Source organism: Rhodococcus sp. IEGM 1354 (assembly GCF_030056855.1).
Classification (GTDB): Bacteria; Actinomycetota; Actinomycetes; order Mycobacteriales; family Mycobacteriaceae; genus Rhodococcoides.
In genome coordinates this window covers 67,467-91,245 of record NZ_JASHKT010000009.1, presented here as the reverse complement: position 1 = coordinate 91,245, position 23,779 = coordinate 67,467, and the positions used below count along the sequence as shown (strand labels likewise).

The window sequence follows — 23,779 nt, the reverse complement described above, 5'->3', positions numbered from 1 at the left end:
GCTCACACGACTACTGCGTCAGTGCCGCTGTTCTGCGTCGACGGTTACGCCGTACCACCACGAACACGAGCAATGCGACGAAAACCACCGCGATGATCGCGCCCAGTGCCGTCGCTCCGCGGAAGCCGGGTGCGCTGGTATCGAGGGTGCGTTCGCCGGCATGGGCGGCATTACTGGTACCCAGAACGATCGTCAGAGTCAACAGGTTCGGAATGGCGGTGACGACGGCGAGAATCACCGATCCGATAGCCAACTGCTTTCCTGCCCTACCCTTTCGGACCGACCACGCACTCCAGAAGAACATCAGCGGCGCGAAGGTGCAGACGATTCCGAACAGCAGGCCCCACAGAATTCCCTTGGTGAACGTGCGATCCGCCAGGCTCTCCACGCGCAGGCTCCACCACCGGGGCAGGAACGCCGCCAGAACGAAGTAGGCGACCAACAGAAGTACGACGCCGGCACCGAGCAGGATGCCGCGCCGCTTCCAGTTCGCCGAGCTGGTCGACGGTGCAGGCGTGGTCGGGTCAGCAGTCATACGGCCCATGGTAGAGCGTCGAACACATCGTACGACCTCACCCGAGACCTGATCGTTAGATGGGAATGTGCCCAGCCCGCTACGACGCCCGGGCACGGTCGGAAACAGCGTCACCGTCGAGGCCCAGGTGTCCCCGCAACGTCGTCGAGGTGTATTCGGTACGGAACACCCCTCGCTCCTGCAATGCCGGGACCAATTTGTCGACCAGATCGCCGATGGCGTCACGCAAGTGGTACGGGTTGATGTTGAAGCCGTCGACCACACGGTGACGCACTAGGTCGGCCCAGTGGTCTGCCACTGCCGCAGGGGTTCCCGAGTGGAAGCGCGAGGCCGGCGACACTTCGAGCACCAACTCTCGGATGGACAGCCCTTTCTCTTCCGAGAGGGCTCGCCATTGCGCGATCTGAGTCAATTTTCCGGTTCGAGCATCGATGGACAGCGTGCCGCGTGACGGATCCAGCTCGGCGTCCACCGGATCGATGTCGGGTAGCGGGCCCTCCGGGTCGTAAGCCGACAGGTCCTTGCCCCAGTAGTGCTCGAGAAAGGCGATGGCTCGAACACCGTTGTGCGCGTTGGATCGAAGCCACTGCACCTTCTCTTCGGCCTCGGCTTCGGTATCACCGAGTACGACGGTCACCCCGGGCAAGATCTTCACTGCATCGGCGGGTCGGCCATATGCGACCGTCCGGGCTCGCAGATCTTTGGCGTAGGCCACCGCTGCGTCGTAGGCATTGTTGGCCGAGAAAACGACGTCGGCGTGCCGGGCTGCGAGGTCCCGTCCTCCCGGCGAATCGCCGGCCTGGAACAGCACCGGCCTACCCTGCGCGCTGGCCCGAACGTTGGGTGCCGCAACCGCTTCGAGCAGATCGGTGTGGAACTCCACAGGAGAACCTGCCCAGTACTGCTTCGCCAGTTCGACCACCTGGGTGGCGCGCCCGTAACGGCGTTCGTGCTCCAACCACCCTCCGCGCCTGAAGTTTTCACCCGTCCAAGCGTTGTCGGTGGTGACGATGTTCCATCCGGCGCGCCCGTCCGACAGCGCGTCCAGGCTGGCCAGCCGACGAGCCAACTCCACCGGGATGCTGTATGTGGTGTTCTGGGTCGCGACAAGTCCGATGCGCTCGGTCACCGACGCCAGAGCCGCCAGTTGTGTGATGGCGTCGGGCCTGCCGGCGATGTCGGTGGACAGAATGTCGCCACGGTTCTCTCGGATACGTTGACCGTCCCCGAGAAAGAACGCGTCGAACAAACCGCGTTCGAGTGTGCCGGCGACCTCGACGAACGTGTCGGTGGCCACTTGATCGGGGGCGTTCGGATCCTCCCAGACCGTCTGCGCGCCTATCCCTGGATAGAACACGCCCAGATGAATCTGCGCGTTCGGGTCGAACGGTGCGCCGGTGTCCGGGTGATGGTCGATGATGCCCATGACAGCTCTGCTCTACTCGTGCGCAGCCGCGGCGTAGCGGCTGACCGGACGCGGCAACCCCAGGTTCTCCCGCAGCGACAGTCCCGGCGTCGGTCGACGAATGAGATGTGCCGGTACCGCAAGCTCTTTCAACGCCGCGCCACCGAGGTGCAGCCGGACTCCGTCTACGACACCGGCGAGGGCCTCGGCCTTCGACAGGTGGTCGATATCGGCGAACACCAGCGCGGCCCCGTCGCGGCGAGCAGCGTCGGCCTGCTCGCCGATCCCGTCCCCGCGTACGAGTGCGACATCGAGCAGATCGGTGACCCCCAGATCGGCGTCGCCGATGACGACGACCTGCCCCTGCGGCGGGCGAGGAGTGATCAGTGGCCCTACGACGTCGAAGAATTCGCCCTCGAAGCGCACGTGATGTACTCGCGCGGGATCGAGATACCGGCCGGACTCCGCGTCTCGAACGACGGCGTCGTCTTCCCACGAATCCCACAGCCGCCGAGCCACGTCGATGACGTCACGCACTTCGGCGGTGGTCTCGGAGCGGACCTCGCATCCGACAGCCGCGTGAGTGACTGCGCTGTTGTCGGCACCGACCACCCAGGCCCCGCGGCCGTGCGAGGCGTGGTCCACACTCGCGAGTTGTGTTGCGAGAAAGAATGGTTCGGTCGTCAGCGTCTGCACCGTGGGAGCCAGGCCGAGGGTGGACGTGGTCGAGGCGACGAATGCCGCTCGAGTGCCGGCGTCGAGTCGCTCGCGTGACGAGATCAGGGAATCACCGAAGGTGACGAGGGTGAAGCCGGCGCGTTCGGCGGCGGCCGCGTTCTCCTTCAGGAGCGCGGGTGTCTCGTAGAACCCGTCGAGTTCGACGGCGAAGTACAACGTCTCGGTCATCCTCGGTTCAGCCCTTCGCGCTCATCGTGTTCCTGCTTCCTGGACCGACGATCTTCACCGGACGGCTCAACCACGAGTTCCGAAGTCCAGCGCCGCGGCGGTGCAGGCAGGGTGAGCTCCGAGTCGATCGATCAACGCCGCCGCCAGTGCTTTCAGCCAGGTCATACGTGGACCCTAGGTTCATCCGCTGTAGAGCACACCCGTTGCGATCACGCTGATTCGAACGACGTAGACGCCGGTACGTAGACGCGCAGCGTCAGCACGAGGTCACCACTTCGCTGGCCCGGACCCCATGCCTGTGCTGCCACCGATCAGGTCGTGCGACCTACGTCGACCTCCACGACGACCCGGTTTCGCGCTCGAAGACCGGACGCACATCCACGGTGTCGTAGACGATGGACAGTGCAGAGATGCGTCCGTTCTCGTCGAGTTCGGCGACGTCGACCACGTCGAACGGGGCCGCCACACCCGAGGGCAGTCTCCAGTCGAAATGGAACCAGAACGTGACGAGTCGAGCGCCCTCGGACGTACGACCTTCGGCGACGCCCTTCGATGTCAGCGTCGCACCCGAGGTGTCCGCGAAAAGCGCGCGGTAGAAGTCGGATGCGGGTGTCGGTCCGTACAGCGGCGAGTGCACAACCGCACCGGGTGCGAACAGAGTCAGGACCGCATCGACATCGGCCCGTTGGAGTGCATCGAGGTACTGCTCGACCAAGTGGTCCGCGGACGAGTTCATGAAGTAAGAGTAGTCGACCGGCCGAGCGCAAGACATTCGCTCATCGTGATTTTTTGCGCCTGCAGCAACGACTTTCGGCGTGTGCATACTTGTCGTAGCGGGAGAGTGTCAGATGGAGGGCCGCCGGTGAAATCGTTCACTATCGCCATTGTGGGAGCGGGTCCACGAGGCACCGGTGTACTCGAACGACTGTTGGCGCGCCGGTCCGATGCGGAGCTGCACATCCACGTCGTCGATCCGTTCCCTCCGGGGGCCGGTCGCATCTGGCGTAGCAGTCAACCACCGTTGCTGTGGATGAATTCGGTGGCCGCCGACGTCACCATGTTCACCGACGACACCACCGTCGTCGACGGCCCGATCCGCCCCGGTCCGACGCTGGCGCAGTGGGTTCTGGAACATGCCGACACTCTGCGCCAGGACCCCGAACTACACGACGAACTGAGCGATTTCGGTCCGCATTCCTTCGCGTCGCGGACCCTGCAGAGTCGCTACCTCAGCTGGGTGTTCGAGCACGCCGTTGCCGACACCGACACGCACGTTCACGTTCATCGAGCACGGGTGACGGATCTGAGCGCCGACCAGGTACTGCTACTCGACGACGGGTCGACCATCCACGCCGATGTCGTGCTCTTGGCCCAGGGACATCCGGATGCGCTTGCATCGCACCGTGAATCACAGCTCGATGAGTTCTCCCGAACCAATGGGCTGACGTACATCGGTCCCGGATACACCGCAGATCTCGATCCCAGCCGAGTGCCCGCGGGAGAACCGGTGCTGATTGCCGGGCTCGGACTGGCATTCATCGACTGGATGGTGTTGCTCGCGGAAACTCGCGGTGGATCGTTCGCCCGCAGCGCGGACGGCGTGCTCGAGTACACCGCCTCCGGCCGCGAACCGATTCTCTATGCGGGCTCGCGGCGCGGAGTTCCGTACCACGCGAAGATCTCCTATGACATCGCCGCGGCGCGCCCGCCACTGCCGAAGTTCTTCACCGCCGACGCCTTCCCCGGCCACGGCCCTCTGCACTTCCGCGACGAGATCTGGCCGCTCGCATCCAAAGAACTGGCCTGGGCTCACTACTACGAGCTGTTCACGGCCCACCCCGAGCGAACAGTCGGCTCCTGGCCGGAGTTCGAGATCGGATTGAGCGAGATCACTTGGGGATCGCAGGAACTCACCGCCTTCGTGGAGGAATTCGTTCCGAAGGACGAGGACCGCATTGATCTGACACGGCTCGACAAGCCCTTTGCCGGGCGGCGTTTCGAGGACCTAGACGAGGTACGTACCGAGCTGCAGACCTACATCGAGACCGACCTTCGTCGTCGAGCAGATCCCTACTACAGCTCGGATGCCGCCGTCTTCTCGGCACTGCTCTCGGTGTACATGACCATCGGAGAGTTGTTGAGACACGGGCGCATTCCGGCGCAGTCGGTCGCAGGCGATGTGGAAGGGTGGCTGCACTCGTTCTCCAGTTTCGTCGCGAGCGGTCCGCCACCGGAACGGCTCGAACAACTCCTGGCCCTCAGCCGAGCGAACATCGTTCACTTCCTCGGCCCCGATGTCACCTTCTCCACGGAGAACGGGTCGTTCGTCGCCCGTAGCTCTGCACACGATGTGGTGGTGCACGCCGACACTCTGATCGACGCGCGCTTACCCGTCGCATCGATCGCCGCCGCCGGAGACGAATTGCTTCGCACCCTGCATGCGCGCGGCGACATCACCGACATCCGCGCCACCGAGCACAGCGCGGCGAAAGTAGCAGTCGACGGGCGCTCTCGATTGATCACCGCGTCGGGAGAGGCGGCCGAGAACCGCTACGCGGTGGGTCCGTGGGTCGCCGGACACACGTGGTCGAGTGCCTTTCCCCGGCCGAGGACCAACGCCGGGTTCTTCCGACACAACGACCAGATCGCGGCAGAACTATTGCGGCACGGCCGCTGAACCGTCGGTCGGCCGAACAACGGACCGGATCACGGCGCGATGCGCAGTCCGGCGATCAGCACCCGCGCCATCTTGCGCGGGTCGTAGCGGCTGTCCGTGGCACCGATGCACAGGTTGCCGACCGCCCGCATCAACTCCAATGCGGTCTGCCCCGGGGCGATCTCCCCCGAGTCCACAGCGGCGTCGAGCAATGACTCGCACACCGGAACCAGCCGGTTCAGGAAGTAGCTGTGCAAGGTCTCGAATCCGGCGCTGTCCGACTGCATGGCCTCGGCCAGACCGTGTTTGGTGACCAGGAAGTCGACGAACCGATCGATCCAGAGCACCAACGCCGCGTGCGGTGATTCGCGGCCGGCGAGAAGCTCCTGACCGGCGACGGCGCAGGCCTCCACCTGATGTCGGAAGACGGCGACGACGAGGTCGCCCCGAGTCGGGAAGTGCCGGTAGATGGTTCCCACGCCGACGCCGGCCCGCCTGGCGATATCGCGCACCGGCACTTCTACTCCCGACTCGACGAACGCAGCCGCCGCCGCGTCGAGCAGGGTCGCTTCGTTGCGCCTCGCATCCGCCCGCTTTCTGGGCTGCTCGGCTTCGGCCTCGGTCACTGTTCCTCCAGCCATCGACAAACGGAACAACGTTCCGTATGTTTGTTTACGGAACGTTGTTCCGGTTACTCGCAGAGTAACCCCTCCAGAGGCCACAAGGAGATCCCATGCAGTACCGCACACTGGGACGCACCGGCGTCCAGGTCAGCACTCTCTCGCTCGGCGCGATGAACTTCGGTGCCATCGGACGCACCACGCAAGACGAGGCAACCGCGATCGTCGACGCTGCACTCGAGGGCGGTATCAACCTCATCGACACCGCGGACATGTACAGCCAGGGACAATCCGAGGACATGGTCGGCAAGGCGATCGAAGGTCGGCGCGAGAACATCGTGCTGGCCACCAAAGTGTTCAACCCCATGGGCGACGAACGCAATCATCAGGGCAGCTCCCGCCGCTGGATCGTCACCGAACTGGAGAACAGTCTGCGCCGACTCGGTACCGATCACGTCGACCTCTACCAGATACACCGCTGGGACCCCACCACGAGCGACGAGGAAACCCTCTCGGCGCTGACAGATCTGCAGCGTGCCGGGAAGATTCGATACTTCGGCTCCTCCACCTATCCGGCCTACCGAATCGTGCAGGCGCAGTGGACCGCACGGGAGCACCGTCTCGGGCGGTTCGTCACCGAGCAGCCGCCGTACTCGATCCTGCAGCGCGGCATCGAGTCCCACGTCCTCCCGGTCGCGCAGGAGTACGGAATGGGGGTTCTGGCGTGGAGTCCCCTGGCGGGCGGCTTCCTCTCCGGAGCCATCCGGGCCGGGCGAGAGGCCACCACCAACCGCGCGGCGATGATGCCCGAGCGATTCGGCACGGGCACTCCCACGGGACGGGCCAAACTCGACGCCGTCGAGAAACTGGTCGGTGTTGCCGACGAAGCCGGACTGACACTGATCCAACTCGCACTCGGTTTCGTGACGGCTCATCCGGGAGTCACCAGCGCGATCGTCGGGCCGCGTACCGTCGAGCACCTACACTCGCAGCTCGCTGCCGCCGACACCGTCCTACCGGCCGACGTCCTCGACAGGATCGACGAGATCGTAGCTCCGGGAGTCGATCTCGCGCCCGACGACAAGTTCGACACCCCGCCGGCACTGCTCGACGCCTCCATGCGGAGACGCTGACATGGTCAGCTACGGGATCATGACCCCTCCCCAGAACGTCTCCTACGCCGACCTGCTCCGGGTGTGGCGCGAGGCAGACGGCATTCCGGAAATCGAGCACGCCTGGCTGTTCGATCACCTCATGCCCATCGGTGGTGACCTCGACGGCCCGATCTTCGAAGGCTGGACCATGCTGTCCGCATTGGCCGCTCGCACCGAGCGGTTGCGATTGGGAATCATGGTCACCAGCAATCGCATCCGTCCACCCGCGATTCTCGCGAAGATCGCCGTCACGGTCGACACGGTCTCGGACGGGCGGCTGGACTTCGGCATCGGTGCCGGATCACGGCCGAGCGTGCCGATGGCGCGACGGGAGTACGACGGGAGCGGGCTGCCCTACAGCGACGCTGCGAACGCTGTTGCGCGACTGGGTGAATCGCTCACGGTGATTCGTAGGCTCTGGACCGAGAGCGAACCCTTCGACTTTCACGGCAGCCACGTCGACCTCGTCGGGGCGTTCCAGAATCCGAAACCGATTCAGCGACCGGGCCCGCCGATCGTGATCGGCGGCCGGGCGGCAGGAGTGCTGCGCCTCGTCGCCGAACACGCCGACGTATGGAACATTCCCGGTGGGGACCTGGCCGACGCACTGGACAGAGGCAGACTACTCGACCGATACTGCGCCGAGATCGGGCGCGATCCAGGGGCGATCACCCGATCGATCGCTCTCGGGGTGTCGTTCGAAGAACCCGAGAGAACGAGAAACGACATCGGCGACGCGGTGGCCGCCGGATTCGATCATGTCGTTCTCATCCTCCCCGGCCCCTATCCCGACGGCATCGCGCAGAGAGTGACCGAGGAGTTCATCGGTCCGAGTACGAGCTCGTGAAGCGTTCTGCGCCCCGGGTTCTCGTCAAGGAATCAGGACGAACTTGCCGCGCGGGTGCGTCGACTGCAGCTCGGCGTGTGCTCTCGCCGCATCGGCGAGGGGAAACGTCTTGGCAACCGTGACCTCGAATACGCCTACACCCGCCTGCTCCAGCAGCACCGGGGATGCGAGGCGTCGACGCTCCATACTCACCGGCCCACCGACGGTGAGGAACCCGTCTGCCGAAGCTCGCCCGAAGGCGGCCGTGCTGACCAATCTCGCTCTGTCCGGTAGTAATTCGAGAGAGACGTCGACGGCCTCGTCGGTGCCCACCGTGTCGATTGCCGCATCCACCCCATTCGGTGCGGCTGCTCGTACCCGGTCGATCAGTCCGTCGCCGTATTCGACGGGCTCGACACCGTAGGACCGGAGCGCGCCGTGGTTCTGTTGGCGCGCAGTCCCGATGACAGTGGCCCCGCGCTCCAGAGCGAGCTGAGCCACCACGGACCCGACGCCGCCCGCCGCCCCGTGCACGAGAACGGTGTCTCCGCTCTCGACACCGACGGATACCAGTGCGTCGTAGGCAGTTCCAGCCACGGCGAGTACACCCGCAGCAACGTTCCAGTCCAGGGCTTCCGGCTTCGGAAACACGAACCGCGCGGGAACCAGAACCCGCTCGGCGTAGGTACCGTTCTGGCCGGAGACAACCACCGCGTCGCCGACGGCGACAGGACCGACCGGGCCCTCGACGGTTCCTCCGACCGCCACCACGATGCCCGACGCCTCGCTGCCCAACGCAATCGGAAGCTTCGACCCGTCGGTACCGAAGGCGCCGCTGTAGCTCTTGTAGTCGAAGGGGTTGACGCCGATCGCCTTGACCTCGACCAGAACCTGGCCCTCGGGCGGTTCAGGCAGCTCTCGTTCGACGATCTCGATGACGTCCGGTCCACCGTAGGACGCTGCAACTGCAACTCGTGTCATGCGCGGTACAACGGTCACCACGACGCAAATGTTCCGCTCATATCCGCAGGCGCGGCAGTCCCCATTCCCTACCGAGCAATTCGTACGAGCGCAGCCGGTCCGCATGGTCGTATGTGACCGAGGTGAGCACAAGTTCGTCCGCATCGGTCGCTGCCTGCAGGGCGTCGAGCTTCATCGCCACCGTCGCCGCAGACCCGACGATCTGGGTGTCCACCCGATCCGCGACGCGCTGGTACTCCTCGTCGGTCAGAGGTGCCACGTTCTTCGGATCCGGGTACTCGATCGCACCTCGACCGCTGCGAATGCTGTGCACCCATTGCGGAAAAGACTCTGCCAGCTCTCGGGCCTGCGAATCTAATTCTGCAACAACCACATCGGCCGACACCGCCACGTACGGCGAGGACAACCGGGCCGACGGCACGAAAGCACGGCGATACTCGTCGATCGCCTCGAGAGTCGTCCCCGGGCTGAAGTGATAACTCGCCGCGAACGGCAGACCGCGGGCACCGGCCTCACGGGCAGTCGGCCCAGCGCTGCTGCCGAACAGCCACAGCGCCACGTCGGCCCCGACCCCCGGGCGTGCCGTCAACGGCACCCCGTCGCGCTCGTAGCTACCGGCAAGCAGCGCAACAAGGTCGTCGAGTTGATCGACGAATTCCGGGACCTCAGCGTGTGGCTGCTGCAGCGCAGCCAGAGACGCAGCCAGCAGCGGGGTCGTTCGCGGGGTCGCCGCAGCGGGCACCACTGGGAACAGTCCACCGGGTTCCGATGACACCGCGTGCTCGGGCGCAGCCTGCTGTGCACCGGTCAGGGCTGCTGCTCTGCGCTGCCCGGATCGACCCACACCAAGATCGATACGACCCGGATACAGCGCGTCCACCGTTCCGAAGGACTCCACAACGGCAGCAGCTGTCGTGAAACCGAGCTGGACCGCAGCCGATCCGACACGAATGCGGTTGGTGGCAGCCGCAATCAAACCCACCAGTACGGCAGGCGCAGAACTGGCCGCGGCGACGAAGTGATGCTCGGCAACCCAGTAGCGCTCGTAGCCCCACTCTTCGGCCTGTCGTGCCAGATCGAGCGAATTCCGGAGCGCCTGAGCAGTGCTCGATCCAGCGCTGATCGGTGCCAGGTCGAGAACGGACAGCGGCACGCGCGTCATCCGGGCGTCTTCTCCCCTGCTTCGACAGCCACCGTCAGCCGGTTCTCCGCCGGCGCGACCGGGCACGTCGCGTAGTCGGTGAGCGCGCACGGCAGGTTCGCTGCTCGGTTGAAATCGAGTGTCACGGAGCCATCCTGGGGTTCCGCCACAGCGAGGATCCGCGCTGCCGGGTACGTGGTGACCCCGCTCGTGGCATCTGTGAACAGAACCTTCAGACCAGTGTCGTTGCCGCCGAACGCAACCAACTGCTGGGCTGTACCGGCCAGCTCGAAATCGAGGGTGCCCACCGCAGTGTGGTGGTGTTCGAGACCCTCGACCACGGCACCTGTCGTCACGGTGACCGGGGCGTCGTAGGGCGTGAACGTGGCGCGGGCCACGAACTCCTCACTGGGCTCGAAGGCCGGTATTCCGTTGTAGGACTGCAGGGTCGAGGCTTTAGGATCGTGGACCCGTAGCGCCACCGCGCCGGTGCGGCGGATGACCTCGATACGGCGTTCACCGTCGTCGACGAGGATCCCGGGCGCACCCTCCACCGGATTCAGAGTCGTCACCCCGTCCACTCCCTCGACGGTCACCGAGTCCGCATCGGCCCGCCATCGGCCGGGCAGATCGGCAACGATCTCGAAATCGTCAGTGAGCCAATACAATCCGGTCAGCGACAACCATCCCAATGGATCGCCGTAGGACGCTTCCCGGTCCGCGTGCCACTGCTTCCAGTCCTGCTCGAATTCACTCACGATGCTCGCACTCCTTCACGCTGTTGGTACGGGTGACGCAGACCGAGGTGATCACGCAGCGTGTTCCCGGTGTACTCGGTACGGAAACTACCGCGATCCTGCAGCTGTGGGACGACTTTGTCGACGAACTCGTCGAGTCCGGCCGGCGTGATGTGCGGGACGAGGATGAACCCGTCGCACGCATCGTTCTGGACGTAGCTGTCGATGTCCTCTGCTACCTGTGCCGGCGTTCCGACGAACTGCTGCCGGGTCGTCACCGCGATGATGAGCTCCCGGATGCTCAGGTTCTCGGCCTCGGCACGCTCACGGTACTGCTGCGCAAGGGTTCTCGGGTCACCGTGGCGAGCGCGACCACGGGTGATGCTCACGTCACCGCTCGGCTCGACGTCGGGCAACGGTCCGTCCGGGTCGTACTCGGACAGGTCTCGTCCCCACACCTGCTCCAGAAACGAGATGGCCGTCTTGCCGCTGACCTGTTGGTGCCGTATGTGGTCGGCCTTCTCGGCTGCATCCTGAGCCGAGTCCCCGAGGACGAACGTGGCGGCGGGTAGCACCTTCAGGTCGGCGTGCTCGCGGCCGTATTTGGCCAACCTTCCCTTGACGTCGGTGTAGAACTTCTGCCCGTCCTCCAGCGTCCCGTGGATGGTGAAGATCGCATCCGCCTTGGCCGCACCGAACTCACGACCTTCGTCGGAATCGCCGGCCTGCAACAACACCGGGTGTCCCTGCGGACTGCGCGGCAACGTGAAGCGGCCCGTCACATCGAATTGCGGACCCGAATGCGAGACCGTGCGGATCTCGGATTCTCGGCCGAAGACACCTCGATCCCGATCGACGACGAACGCATCGGACTGCCACGAATCCCAGAACTCTCGGGCGACGTCGATGATCTCGTTCGCTCGCACGTAGCGGTCGGCCCGGTCGAGGTAGCCACCGCGTCGAAAGTTCTCTCCGGTGAACGCGTCGGACGAGGTCACCATGTTCCACGCCGCGCGCCCGTCGGACAGGTGGTCCAGCGAAGAGAACTGCTTGGCGAGCTCGAAGGGCTCGTTGAACGTGGTGTTGATCGTCCCGGCGAGTCCGAGCTTCGTCGTCACCGATGCCAACGCGTTCAACACCGTGAGCGTGTCCGGGCGGCCGACGACGTCGAGATCGTGAATCTTGTTGCGATGCTCGCGTAATCGCAGACCTTCGGCGAGGAAGAAGAAGTCGAACAGCCCACGCTCTGCGGACTCGGCCAGGTGGACGAACGAATCGAATTCGATCTGGCTCTTCGACGCCGGGTCGGTCCAGACGGTGGTGTTGTTGACGCCAGGGAAATGCGCGCCGAGGTGGATCTGCTTCTTGGTCCGCTTCGAGATCGTCACCGACTGTTCCTTTCGGGTGCTGCAAAACGATTTGTCGGACGAGCCAGGCCGAGGCGCTCGCGCACCGTCGCTCCCGTTCTACTGTCCGTGGCCGGGAGTGTCTTCACTCCCGACGGAAGCGCGAGCGGCACGAGGGTGACCCCGTCCAGTCCCGCGGATTCGGCCGCTCCGAGTAGCAAGTTCAGCCCGGCGACGTCGCCCACATACTGCAGCGATTGCGGCGAACGTACCCGACCCGCCCAGTTGTCGAGCTGCGCCAGTTCTTCGGCCGCGGTCTCCGACACCAAGGTCTCGACGTCGAGTAGCACGAACACGTCCACCGGGTCGCGCCCCTCGGCCACGACGGCCCGTCGAACACGCGCCGCAAGCGCAGCTGCGTCCTCGATCGAGTCCGCAGCAATACGCACGATGTCCGCTCTGGCCGCCGCCACCGCGGTGGACTCGGCGGCGTGGGCGCGCACTGCTACCAGCGGCTGTCCTTGAGGCGACCTCGGCGTGATGGACGGCCCTTTGACCGAGAAGTTCTCACCCTGAAAGTCGATGAAGTGCAACTTGTCTCGGTCGACGAACCGACCCGTCGCAGCGTCTCGAATCTCGGCGTCGTCCTCCCAGCTGTCCCACAGCCGAGTGACGACCTCGATGGCCTCGTCGGCCTCCTGCCACAGGCTCTCTTCGTCCTGCTCGCCCTTACGCCCGAACAGTGCTGCCTGCTCCGCGCTGCCGGACACCTCGACCTGCCAACCTGCGCGACCGTGCGAGGCGAAGTCCAGACTGGCGATCTGCTTGGAGATGTGGAACGGCTCGGTGTGGGTGACGGTGACCGTCGGGATCAAACCGATGCGTTCGGTGAGCGCAGCAGCCCGGGCTGCCACGGCAACCGCCTCGAGGGTCCGGGAAGCGAAAGAGTCTGCGAGAAAGACCAGATCGATCCCGGCCCGGTCGGCCGCTCGGAGCTGTTCGATCCAGAATGTCGCGGTGAACACTTCCTCGGCGCGAGAATCCTGTCGCCGCCACGCCTGTGGATGTGCGCCGGTTCCCCTCGGTTCGATTGCGGTGACGAAAAGCTTGTCAGACACCGGTACCCACTCTCTGTGTCGCTGTTCCGGGGATGGCCGCGAGCAACTCGCGGGTGTACTCCTGCTGGGGGTTGTCGAATATCGACGCGGTGCTGCCGTATTCGACGATCACACCCGACTGCATCACAGCCACGGTGTCGCTGATCTGGCGCACCACGGCCAGGTCGTGCGAAATGAACAGATAGCTCAGACCGAACTCGGATTGCAGGTCGCCGAGCAGCGAGAGAATTTGCGCTTGCACCGAGACGTCCAAGGCCGATACGGGCTCGTCGAGCACCACCACCTCCGGTGCCAACGCCAGTGCCCGAGCGATTGCGACGCGTTGACGCTGACCGCCGGACAACTCGGCCGGGCGTCGCGCCAGGTGTTCACTGCTCAGGGCCACTTGGTCGAGCAGTTCCGCGGCCCGCGCCGAGCGGTCTCGGGACGTCCCGATCTTGAACGCGTCCAGCGGTTCTCGCACGATCTCGCCGACGCGCAACTTCGGGTTCAGTGATGCGTACGGGTTCTGATACACGATCTGGACTCGACGCCGCAGCTCCCGCCTCGCCGTGCCACGAAGGCCGGTCACGTCGATTCCGTCGAACGTGACCGTGCCCGAGGAGGGTGTTTCCAGGCCGATCGCGATACGCGCCAGGGTGGACTTCCCCGAACCGGATTCGCCGACGACAGAGACGGTTCGACCCCGCTCGACCGTGATCGTGGCGTCTCGCACCGCATCCAGGTGAACGCCTCGTCCGATGGCGAAACGCTTCGACACCGACGAGACGGACAGAATCGGATCACCCGCCACGGTCCTGGCCGGACGGAGCGTCGAGTTCAGAGACGGCGCGGCCGCGAGCAGCTTCTGTGTGTAGGGATGGGTGGGGTTCGCCAGCACATCTGCAGTCGGACCGGTTTCGACGATCTCACCACCACTCATGACGACCAGTCGGTCGGCGCGATCGGCCGCAACGCCCAGATCGTGCGTGATCAGCAGAACCGCGGCGCCTGTCTCGGCAATCCGGGCATCCAGATGGTCGAGGATGCGTCGTTGCACGGTGACGTCCAGGGCACTGGTCGGCTCGTCCGCGATCACCAGTTCGGGGCGGCAGGCGAGAGCGATACCGATCAGTACCCGCTGCCGCTGCCCACCGGACAGGTCCTGCGGGTACTGACGTGCCCGCACCTCGGGGTTGTCGAGGCCCGCCTCGGTGAGAATGCGTATTGCCTCGAGCTTCGCGGTACGCCGGTCTGCCAGCCCGTGCACACGGAGCACCTCGGCCACCTGATCTCCGACGCGTACGACGGGGTTCAGTGAGGTGGTCGGATCCTGCGGCACGAGCCCGATATGCCGACCGCGCAACCGATTCAGTGTCTTGTCCGACGCGGTGTCCAGGCGCCGGCCGTCGAAGGTCACCGAGCCACTTCGGATCCGACCGTTGCCGGCCAGCAAGCCGATGACCGCGTGTGCCATGGTGGATTTTCCCGAACCGGATTCGCCTACGACGGCCAGTACCTCGCCGCGTTCGACGGTGAACGAAATTCCGCGCACGGCCGTCGTCGTGCCGTAGCCGACCGAGAGGTTGTCGACTTCGAGTATGGGGGTCATTCCGATCGCCTTTCGAGTGCGTGCCCGAGACGGTGCGCGGACAGGACGACTGCCACGATCACCAGGCCCGGCAAGGTGGTCATCCACCAGGCGGTGGCGAGGAAGTTCCGACCCTCGGAGATCAGCGATCCCCACTCCGGTGTAGGCGGAACAGCGCCGAATCCCAGGAAGCTCAACGCCGAAACCGCGAGCACCGCCATACCGAATTCGACTGCTGCGAGGGCAATCACGGGACCGTACGAGTTGCGGAGGATGTGTCGGCGGAAGACGTCGAACCATCGCACACCCGAGGCGTACGCCGCCTCGACATACAGCGACCGACGCACACGCAACACCTCCGACCGCATGACCCTGGCGAAGTTGGCGATGAGGGTGACCCCCACGGCGATAGCGACGTTGACGGTTCCGAAACCGAGCGCTGTGACCAGGGCCAGCGAGAGCAGCAGTGTCGGAATCGACAGCAGCACATCGACGATGCGCATCAGCACGGCGTCGACGAAGCCCCCGACTGCCCCGGAGATCAGGCCGATGAGCGATCCGACGACCAGTGCGATGCCGACCGCGAGCAGTGTCGCAGTCAACGACAGACCGGACCCGTGGACCACGCGGGTGAAGACGTCACGGCCGATGTTGTCGGTGCCGAACCAATGTGCCGTACTGGGGGCCTGGAGCTTGTCGGCAGGCACGCCTACCAACGGGTCTCCGCTCGCGAACACGGATGGGAAGAGTGCGAATCCCAGCGCGAGCAGCAGCACGAGCGCGGACAAGGCAAGCCACACGTGCTTCAGGACGTCCTGCACCACCCGGCGACGCCGAGCTGTCGACGGCAGCGGCTCTGCCTTGGGAGACGCCTCCGCCTGAATCTGGAGATCACGTATCAAGATGTCAGACATGGGCTTTCTCCGGTTCCGCGACTGCGCGCGCAGGCTTGTACTCGCGCACGATGCGCGGGTCTATCAGCGGATACAGCAGGTCCACGGCCAGGTTCACCAGAACGAACACCAGCGAGGTCAGAACCACGATGCCCTGCACCACCGGAATGTCCTGGGCCAACACCGAAGTCTGGGTCAGCCGCCCTACTCCGGCCCGCGAGAACACCGTCTCGACGACGACCGATCCGGCGAGCAGCGTCCCCACCAACACACCCGCGATCGTGAAAGCCGGGATGGACGACAGCCGCGCTATATGCCGCGTCTGCACCCGTAGCCGCGAGACGCCCTTGGCGCGAGCGACATCGACGAACGGCTGTTTCCAGGTAGTCGCCATGCTGGTGGCCAACACCTGAGCGATGACCGCACCGGTCGGCAGTGCCAATGTGACCGCAGGCAGCACCATCGCAGCCGCTCCGGCGTCGCCGAAGGCCGGGAACCACCTCAATTGGAACGAGAACAGTTGCAGCAACAGCAGTCCCACCCAGAAGGTCGGTACAGCCACCCCGAGCGGCGGGAGTGCGAACAACAGATTCTTCAGCCACGGCGTTCGGGTGTACGTCGCGGCGTACGCCAGTGCCGACCCGAACACGACCGCCAATACCAGTGCGGTGCCTGCGAGGCCGAGCGTGCTCGGCACGGCATCGAGGATGGCCGTCGTCACCGGTTGTCCGGTGGCGATGGACAATCCGAAGTCGCCCTGCACAGCCCCGGTCAGCGAATGCCAGTACTGAACCCACACCGGCTGGTCCAAACCGTAGCGGGCCTGCAATTCTGCGACGGCCGCTGCGTCGACCGGTGTGCCCGAGCCGGCCGAGTCGACAGCAAGACTCACCGGGTCCGACGGCAGCAGGAACAGCACGCCGAACGAGATGGTGAACGCGGCCCACAGCACTGCCACTGCCTGCAGTACGCGCTGTCCGAGGTACCGGATCATGCGCTCAGCCAGGTATCGAAGAACTGCAGTCGAGCGGAGGCCTCGAACTTCAGGTCCTGCACTTTCGACGCCGCGCCGACGGCCTGCGACAGTTCGATCGTGGGGATCCACAGTCCGTTGTCGAGCACCTGCTGTTGCGCGGTGGCGAGGATGTCGTTGCGCGCCGTTGCATCGGTGGTCGAGAGCTGATCGGTCAGCGATGCATCCAGCTCGGGAATCGGGCTGCGCGCGTTCAGGTTACGTCCTTCGACGGCGAACGTGGTGCGCAGAATATCGCCGTCGGCGCGGGTGCTGTTGTAGTACGTGGAGTCGTAGTCCTTGGTGCCTTGACGTGCTGTCGCCTCGGACGTCGAGACCAACTCGAGCTGCAGGTCGACGCCCACCGCACGTAGCTGCTGCTGCGTCAACTCCAGGATCGCCTGGTTGCCAGCGAACACTGCGGAGTACATGACCTCGAAACTCAGCCTCTGTCCGTCCTTTTCACGGATTCCGTCCGATCCGGGAACCCACCCTGCCGCGTCGAGCAACGCCTTGGCATTGTCCGGGTCGTAGGTCACTCCGGCGAGTTCGGTGTAACCCGGTGTCGCACTGGCCAACGCGCTGGTGGCCGGCTCGAAATCGGGTCCCAGTACGGTGTCGACGAGTTCCTGCCGGTTGATGGCAGGCACCAGTGCGGCGCGCACGACGGGATCCTGCAACGCACCGCGCGTGACGTTGGGCTGAATGCCGAACGGGACTCCCGGGTTCGAGGTGGTCAGAATTCGGCCGCCGGTCGCTTCGATCTGCGGAGCGTCCTGCGGCAACGCATCGCTGACGGCGTCCAGTTGATCGGAGGACAAGCTTCCCGTGCGGACGCCCGACTCGGGCACGATGGTGAAATCGATGCGATCGAGATAGGCCTCGCCGGTGTGACCGAATACCGCTGAACCCCAGTTGTATCCGGTCCGCTTGGCCAACGAGACCGACCGATCCTGTTGGTAGTCGGCATAGGTGAAGGGCCCGGACCCGATGTTGGTTCCCAAGCACCGCGATTCCGCCGATCGGCCCGAGGTAGCGAGTGCCTGTATTCCGAGCTGTGGTGTCGAACTCGCCTGCAGGAACTGCGCATTCGGTGCTGCGAAGTCGATGCGCACCGTCGAGGGGTCGACCACCGTCGCGCTCTGATAGCCGGTCAGATAGCTCGCCGCCAACGGTGCCTTCGCTGCGCCGAGGCCGATGATCGCGTCGAAATTCGCCTTCACCGCCGCCGCGTCGAGCACCGTGCCGTCACTGAAGGTGACGCCGTCCTTCAGCGTGAATGTGAAGGATTTCGCGTCGGGACCGACCTCCCACCGCTCGGCCAGCCACGGTTCGATCTCACCGGTTTCGGGGTTCTGATCGGTGAGTGAATCGACGACCTGACGGGTGACGTAGATGGTCTGGTTGGTGCCGGACTGGGCGGGATCCGAGCAGGTCGGGGCCCCGGACAAGCCGTAACGCAGAGTCCCGCCCGGCTGAGCCGGACCGGCATCGGCGGCCGTGGTGGCGGCACCACCGGCGCACCCGGCGAGGAATGTGGCCGTAGTGGCGATCAGGCCGGCCACCAGGAATGCAGGACGAGTGGACACGTAGGTGTCTCCGATATCTGGTCGATCGCGCGCACAGTCCCGCGTCCGAGCTGGGTGTGCCCAGGCAGGAGTGCGCGCAGATGATGAGGTGAGGTGTGAAGTACGAGTTGCGGCGAAAGGTCAGCTGCGACAGGTCGAACCGTTGAGGCGGCACAGATCGACATGGAGACGGCGGCAACCGTTGACGAAGCCTGAGGCAACTCGGGTGTTCACGTGCATTCCTCCATCGGTCCCGGCGGTAGCACCCTCACCCGACGAGCGGGGGGTTGCTGCGACGTCATAGAGCCAGGTCTCTCGGTCGCTCTGGATGGTCCTACGGTTCCCGATACTACGAGAGCGTCGACTCGGTTGCCAACCGGGGTAGGAAAACCCGCCGACAACAGACGCGAGAAGCGCGGTCGGAACGATGCCTACCGTTCAGACGGCCAGCGCCAGTCCAGCGCTCCCACTCGCGCAAGATCTCGAATCATCATGCGAGGCAACCTTGTTCAACTCTGGCGCATTCACGCGGTGCACCCAGTAGTCGATCGCTTCGCCGGCATGAGCGAATCGGACGAGGACGTCCATGCAGAGCCAGGTCGCGACCGAGAAGTCCTGTTCCGCACCGTCGAGACCGATCAGTGTCAACTCTTCTCCCACAGCAAGCAACGCGCGATCGATATCGGAACCGCCGGGGCCGAGCCACGCCAGCGCTCGTCCGAGTAGCGCCCAGTCTCCGGCGGTCACAGGCTCATCGGCCGATTGTCTGCACAGTTCCGCAGCCGCAGCGAGAGCATCCGCCACCGGAGTCGTTACCGAACCGTGGAGCTCAGCGAGAATGCCGCGATCGGAGTCGACCAGATCGGCCATGTAGCGCCAGCGGGCAGCAAGCGCCGCGTCCTCTGGCCACAGGTCGGCGGTGCCGAACTGGAGTCGGGTGATCATGTCCTTGGCCGAACTGCACGAAAGCGCGGAGCCACACGAGTCGTTCATGTCGATCATCCCCACTGGGTCAACACACAACATTGGTCACCGGCTCGACAGTCGCATTCGGAGGTACCGTCGAGCAGTGGCTTTCGTCACCGATGCAAGCAACGCTGCTGTGGTCGTTACGTCCGCCTTGGGGGATATTGAACGCCGCCACCAGCATCTTTGCGACTCGTGGTTGCACAAATCCGACAACGTCACACTTTGGATCCATATGTAATTGGCCGCATAGTGCCGTGCGCCGACTCCAGCTGGGCCGCAGCGACAGCCAAATGATGTGGGAACGTGCGTTCGAATAGTTGTCGGTGGGTCGCGGTAGATTCTGTCCATGCTTTCGGGGGACGGCGGATCAGGGGTGGACGGCATCGAGACGGTGCCGCCTGCCCCTGCTGTGTCCGATCCCGAACTGTCAGCGCTGGTGGACCGTGTCGAGTCCGCGGTCGCCGAGTTGGCGGGGCAGGCGTCGGTGGCATGGTCGAATGCCGACCGCCGTGCGGTGATCCAACGCATGGAAACTCTGTCGCGGTCTGTGACCGCGTATTCGCACACCTGGCTCAACGAGCTGATCTCACAGCACGGCCTCGACGTCTATCCGGGGTCGGTGCCGTGCTCGGTGGCGTGGATGATCCGGATCACCCCACGAACAGCCGGGGCGCGAGTACGTCTGGCCGCCGAATTGGGTGACCGCACCGCACTGTCCGGCGAACCGCTACCGCCTTTGCTGCCGCACACCGCTGCAGCGATGCGGGCAGGACTGCTCGACGTCCAGCACGTGCAGATGATCCGCGAATTCTTCCGCCATCTGCCCTCGAGTGTCGATCCGCAGACCCGCGATCGCGCCGAACAGCAGTTGGTCGGCTTGGCGTCGACGAGGCGACCCGACGACTTCGCGCCGTTGGTGGCGCACCTCGGTTCGATCCTCGACCCCGACGGCGACTTCGACGAGGACGAAGACGAGGACAAGAACGCGAAGCCGAGGCCGCGGAAACGGCGGGATGCGTTCTTCTACCTCGGTGAGCAGGGGTCCGACGGAATGTCGGAAGGAAAGTTCTGCGTCGACTCGGAGCTACGGGCCTACCTCGAAGCCTTGTTCTCGAAAGCCGCGAAGCCGGGAGTGAACAATCCCGCCGACCCGACATCGATCGTCCACGAGGATGAGACCACCGGCGACGAGGACGGCGGCGGGGACGGCGGCGGGAGTGGCAGTGCAGCTACGCCAAAGCCCGGGCCGATGCCCGACGAGGCAGGATCCAGCGATGCTCGATCGGGTGACGAATACCTGTGGGATGGGACGAACGACAACGGTGCCAACTTCTACGGTGACGACGACCGCAGTGGCGAAGACCGCAGTGGCGAAGACCGCGGTGAGGGTGAGTACACCGACAGCAGCGACTGTGGTTGCGGCACAACGCCACACAGCACGCCCAACACCAACGACACCAACGACACCACCGGCTCCGGCAGCGCTGCTGAACCCGGCGGCCAAGCCGACGCCGACGCATCGGACACCGCTGCTCGCGACGCTGCCGCCGCACGAGATCGACGCACCCAGAACGAACGCCGCCACGACGCCCTGAAAATGGCACTCCGGCACACCCTCGCCTCCGGCACCCTCGGCACCCACCGCGGCCTACCCGTCACCGCCATCGTCACCATGAGCCTCAAAGACCTCGACGCCGCCTGCGGCTACGCCATGACCGCCACCGGATCACGCGTCTCCATCCGCGACGCCATCCGCATGGCCTCGCACGCCCACCACTACCTCACCATCTTCGACGACAACGGCAGAGCCCTCTACCTCGGCCGATCCAAACGCATCGCCTCCGCCGACCAACGCATCGTCCTCATCGCCCGCGACCGCGGCTGCAGCTTCCCCTCCTGCACCCGCCCCGCGACCTGGTGCCAAGCCCACCACCTCGACGACTGGGTCGAGGGCGGACCCACCGACATCGACTCCCTCACCTTCGGATGCGACATGCACCACGCACTCGTCGGCACCGGCCCCGGAAAGTGGGCAACCACCAAAACCACAGCAGGACATCGCTATCCGGGCCGAACCCTGTGGCATCCACCAACAGGGATGGACCCCACACGACGCGGCCTGATCAACCACGCACACCACCCAGAAGAAGTCCTCTACCCACCCGACCACCACAACTACACAGGCGACAACGGCGACGAGGAACCTCGACAACCCGCATGACTACCCACACCACCACCACGGCACAGCCCTGCCTCCGGCAGGACTGCAACGCAGACACCGAATCCCCCATTGCGTCGACCCACAGTTGCGCTCGACCCGACCAGGGGGTTCCATCGATACAACCATCACAGGAGGAGTACGAGCGCATGGCGTACGACGAGCTTCTTGCGGACCGCATCCGCGACGCTCTCTCGGACCAGGAGAGTTTGCGTGAGCAGAAGATGTTCGGCGGTCTGGCGTTCATGGTGCGAGACAGAATGGTGGTGTGTGTCGGCACCGAAAACCGTGCCTTGCTTGTTCGTGTGGACGGGGTGCGCGAACCCGAATACCTTCAACTCGATGGGGCCCACCATGCAGTCATGGGCAAGGGGCGGTCGATGGGTGAAGGCTGGATCACCGTCGATACAGAAGCGCTGACGAGCGAACAGGCACTGCAGTTCTGGGTCGGTGCAGCCCTGGAACACAGCGCCGACACGTCGGGCTGACAGACGTTACTCGGCGATACTGCACCCATTCAGCCCGTAGGTGGGCATCACCGGACCGGGCTCATTCGAGACTCTTCTCGAAGGGGTGCGATCCGACTGTTCTGGACGGCACACTTCGGTCGTAGAGCGGGGTGTATCCAGCTGCCAGGTACAGCGCAACGGCCTCGGGCTGATTCCAGCCGGTCGTCAGGTAGACCCTGCGATATCCGCGATCACGTGCGCTGCGTTCCAGCTCGGCCACGACGAGTCTGCCGAAACCCCTGCCGCGGTGCTCTTTCGATGTCCAAATACGTTTGAGCTCTGCGGTTTCCGAGTCGTATTTCCGGTACGCACCTCCGGCGACAGGAACGCCATCGGCCAAGGCAATTACCAACACACCACCCGGCGGTGCGAACTCCCGGGCGGGATAGGACTTCAGTTCCTCGTATTGGACACCGGGGCTCCGGCCGTACCTGGACGAATATTCGATCGCCAGTTCTTGCAGCAGGGGCGTCGCCAGCCGATCGTGCTGATCGACCTCGACGAAGTCCACGCGTCCTGGACCCGTGTCACCAGTGCGGATGTTGACATCGAACGTCGCGCTCATGTGCTTCCTGTCTCGATTACCTGTCCACCAGATCAGCGACCAACTCCCCGGCCGACGTCACCCCTGCTCAGCTGTCTAACCTTCCTTGCGGGGTAGCCCGGGCGGGTTGATGACGGACTCGGTCACTGCCTCGGACTGCAGGCCCCAACGATCGATCACCTTCTGATAGCTGCCGTCCTCGATGGCGTGGTTCACTGCGTCCTGCACGGCGTCGATGAGGCCGTTGTCCTTCTTCGTCAGAACTGCTATTTCACCCTGCAGCGCATCTCCGGCACCGGAGAACGTGCCGATGATCTTTGTTTCGCCGCCGGTTGCCGCGTGATAGACAGCCGACGGATTCGGTCCCAGATACCCGTCGATACGGCCTGACCCGAGCGCCAGGTAGTAGTCGGAGGTGTTCTGGTAATAAGCGATCTCGGCGGGAGCCAGACCCTCGGCTACGTTCTGTTCGTTCCAGTCCACCAGCAGCTGCTCTTGATTGGTACCGGAGCCGACACCGATCTTCTTACCTGCGATGTCCTGACGCTTCTCGACTGTCCAATCGGTGTCCTTCTGCGCCTCGAAAGCGAGGTTGTCCAGTCGATAGGTCGCGAAGTCGTACTTGTCCTTGCGCTCCTCGGTGACGGTGACATTGGAGATGAACACATCGTTCTCGCCGGAATCGATCTTCACGAAGTTCTGTGACCAATCTGCGACCTGAAGATCGACGTCGAGACCGAGAATGTCGGCGATCAGGTACGAGAAGTCCACCTCGGACCCCACGATGGTGGTGTCGTCGGTGGCGTAGAAGCGCAGTGGTGGCGCGGTACCGCCCGCCCCGGTGACGATCAGCGTGCCGCGATCGCGAATCGCTTGCGGCACTTCGGCTGCGATCTCGTCGACCTTCTCGACGCGAACGCGGTCGGCCTGCTCGGGTGAAAGATCGAACGTTCCGCCGTCATCGGTGACGACCCGAGATTCGGCAGTGGGTTCGCTGCATGCAGTCGCAGTGAGCGCCAGGACCGCGAATGCGGACGCTACTACCGCGAGCCTACGAGATGATCCGGACAT

22 protein-coding genes and 1 riboswitch are annotated in these 23,779 nt (G+C 64.7%); of the genes, 5 read left to right on the top strand and 17 right to left on the bottom strand.

Annotated elements, in window-relative coordinates:
* Window positions 1–10: 10 nt before the first annotated feature.
* The 4 genes from QM588_RS19345 to QM588_RS19330 form a co-directional block, all read right to left on the bottom strand.
* On the bottom strand, window positions 11–535 hold the full coding sequence (locus QM588_RS19345) for a permease (RefSeq protein ID WP_283315732.1): 525 nt from the start codon (window positions 533–535) through the stop codon (window positions 11–13).
* A 79-nt stretch (window positions 536–614) separates the two neighbouring features.
* Window positions 615–1,961, bottom strand: a complete 1,347-nt coding sequence (locus QM588_RS19340) for an LLM class flavin-dependent oxidoreductase (RefSeq protein WP_283315730.1) — start codon at window positions 1,959–1,961, stop codon at window positions 615–617.
* 12 nt (window positions 1,962–1,973) lie between these two features.
* Window positions 1,974–2,846 (bottom strand): LLM class flavin-dependent oxidoreductase, encoded by an 873-nt coding sequence (locus QM588_RS19335; protein ID WP_283315728.1) that lies wholly within the window; start codon window positions 2,844–2,846, stop codon window positions 1,974–1,976.
* Between the two features lie 325 nt (window positions 2,847–3,171).
* Complete coding sequence (locus tag QM588_RS19330) at window positions 3,172–3,582, bottom strand: nuclear transport factor 2 family protein (RefSeq protein ID WP_283315727.1); 411 nt, start codon at window positions 3,580–3,582, stop codon at window positions 3,172–3,174.
* A 126-nt stretch (window positions 3,583–3,708) separates the two neighbouring features.
* Here QM588_RS19330 and QM588_RS19325 point away from each other — a divergent pair, with 126 nt between their 5' ends.
* Entirely contained in the window at window positions 3,709–5,523 is a 1,815-nt protein-coding gene (locus QM588_RS19325; RefSeq protein ID WP_283315725.1) for an FAD/NAD(P)-binding protein, read from the top strand.
* A 29-nt stretch (window positions 5,524–5,552) separates the two neighbouring features.
* Here QM588_RS19325 and QM588_RS19320 read toward each other — a convergent pair whose 3' ends face one another.
* On the bottom strand, window positions 5,553–6,143 hold the full coding sequence (locus tag QM588_RS19320; protein ID WP_442972947.1) for a TetR/AcrR family transcriptional regulator: 591 nt from the start codon (window positions 6,141–6,143) through the stop codon (window positions 5,553–5,555).
* A 92-nt stretch (window positions 6,144–6,235) separates the two neighbouring features.
* Here QM588_RS19320 and QM588_RS19315 point away from each other — a divergent pair, with 92 nt between their 5' ends.
* Entirely contained in the window at window positions 6,236–7,255 is a 1,020-nt protein-coding gene (locus QM588_RS19315; protein ID WP_283315723.1) for an aldo/keto reductase, read from the top strand.
* A gap of 1 nt (window position 7,256) precedes the next feature.
* On the top strand, window positions 7,257–8,123 hold the full coding sequence (locus tag QM588_RS19310; RefSeq protein WP_032384392.1) for an LLM class flavin-dependent oxidoreductase: 867 nt from the start codon (window positions 7,257–7,259) through the stop codon (window positions 8,121–8,123).
* 24 nt (window positions 8,124–8,147) lie between these two features.
* Here QM588_RS19310 and QM588_RS19305 read toward each other — a convergent pair whose 3' ends face one another.
* The 10 genes from QM588_RS19305 to QM588_RS19260 form a co-directional block, all read right to left on the bottom strand.
* Window positions 8,148–9,083 carry an NADP-dependent oxidoreductase gene (locus tag QM588_RS19305; protein WP_283315722.1) on the bottom strand — a complete coding sequence of 312 codons (936 nt, stop codon included), beginning with the start codon at window positions 9,081–9,083 and terminating at the stop codon, window positions 8,148–8,150.
* Between the two features lie 37 nt (window positions 9,084–9,120).
* Window positions 9,121–10,245: an LLM class flavin-dependent oxidoreductase gene (locus QM588_RS19300; RefSeq protein ID WP_283315721.1), complete on the bottom strand. Its 1,125-nt coding sequence runs from the start codon at window positions 10,243–10,245 to the stop codon at window positions 9,121–9,123.
* Window positions 10,242–10,982: a DUF1684 domain-containing protein gene (locus tag QM588_RS19295; protein ID WP_283315720.1), complete on the bottom strand. Its 741-nt coding sequence runs from the start codon at window positions 10,980–10,982 to the stop codon at window positions 10,242–10,244. Before QM588_RS19295 ends, QM588_RS19300 begins: the two co-directional genes overlap by 4 nt.
* Entirely contained in the window at window positions 10,979–12,343 is a 1,365-nt protein-coding gene (locus QM588_RS19290) for an NtaA/DmoA family FMN-dependent monooxygenase (protein ID WP_048317248.1), read from the bottom strand. The genes QM588_RS19295 and QM588_RS19290 overlap by 4 nt, the downstream gene beginning before the upstream one ends.
* A gap of 2 nt (window positions 12,344–12,345) precedes the next feature.
* Window positions 12,346–13,425, bottom strand: a complete 1,080-nt coding sequence (locus QM588_RS19285) for an LLM class flavin-dependent oxidoreductase (RefSeq protein WP_283315719.1) — start codon at window positions 13,423–13,425, stop codon at window positions 12,346–12,348.
* On the bottom strand, window positions 13,418–15,016 hold the full coding sequence (locus QM588_RS19280) for a dipeptide ABC transporter ATP-binding protein (protein WP_283315718.1): 1,599 nt from the start codon (window positions 15,014–15,016) through the stop codon (window positions 13,418–13,420). Before QM588_RS19280 ends, QM588_RS19285 begins: the two co-directional genes overlap by 8 nt.
* Window positions 15,013–15,909 carry an ABC transporter permease gene (locus QM588_RS19275; RefSeq protein WP_283315716.1) on the bottom strand — a complete coding sequence of 299 codons (897 nt, stop codon included), beginning with the start codon at window positions 15,907–15,909 and terminating at the stop codon, window positions 15,013–15,015. Before QM588_RS19275 ends, QM588_RS19280 begins: the two co-directional genes overlap by 4 nt.
* Window positions 15,902–16,882, bottom strand: coding sequence for an ABC transporter permease (locus QM588_RS19270; RefSeq protein ID WP_283315714.1), 981 nt, complete (start codon window positions 16,880–16,882; stop codon window positions 15,902–15,904). The genes QM588_RS19275 and QM588_RS19270 overlap by 8 nt, the downstream gene beginning before the upstream one ends.
* Entirely contained in the window at window positions 16,879–18,465 is a 1,587-nt protein-coding gene (locus tag QM588_RS19265) for an ABC transporter substrate-binding protein (protein ID WP_283315905.1), read from the bottom strand. The genes QM588_RS19270 and QM588_RS19265 overlap by 4 nt, the downstream gene beginning before the upstream one ends.
* Window positions 18,466–18,709: 244 nt before the next feature.
* Window positions 18,710–18,803: riboswitch (SAM riboswitch) on the bottom strand.
* Window positions 18,804–18,906: 103 nt separating this feature from the next.
* Window positions 18,907–19,461, bottom strand: a complete 555-nt coding sequence (locus tag QM588_RS19260) for a hypothetical protein (protein WP_283315711.1) — start codon at window positions 19,459–19,461, stop codon at window positions 18,907–18,909.
* A gap of 322 nt (window positions 19,462–19,783) precedes the next feature.
* Between QM588_RS19260 and QM588_RS19255 the strand changes: the two genes are divergently transcribed.
* Window positions 19,784–21,658, top strand: a complete 1,875-nt coding sequence (locus tag QM588_RS19255) for an HNH endonuclease signature motif containing protein (RefSeq protein ID WP_283315710.1) — start codon at window positions 19,784–19,786, stop codon at window positions 21,656–21,658.
* A gap of 146 nt (window positions 21,659–21,804) precedes the next feature.
* Window positions 21,805–22,143 carry a TfoX/Sxy family protein gene (locus tag QM588_RS19250; protein WP_283315709.1) on the top strand — a complete coding sequence of 113 codons (339 nt, stop codon included), beginning with the start codon at window positions 21,805–21,807 and terminating at the stop codon, window positions 22,141–22,143.
* 61 nt (window positions 22,144–22,204) lie between these two features.
* On the opposite strand, the gene QM588_RS19245 is transcribed toward QM588_RS19250, so the two are convergent.
* Window positions 22,205–22,729, bottom strand: a complete 525-nt coding sequence (locus QM588_RS19245) for a GNAT family N-acetyltransferase (protein WP_283315708.1) — start codon at window positions 22,727–22,729, stop codon at window positions 22,205–22,207.
* Between the two features lie 75 nt (window positions 22,730–22,804).
* Window positions 22,805–23,779, bottom strand: a complete 975-nt coding sequence (locus tag QM588_RS19240; RefSeq protein WP_283315705.1) for an ABC transporter substrate-binding protein — start codon at window positions 23,777–23,779, stop codon at window positions 22,805–22,807.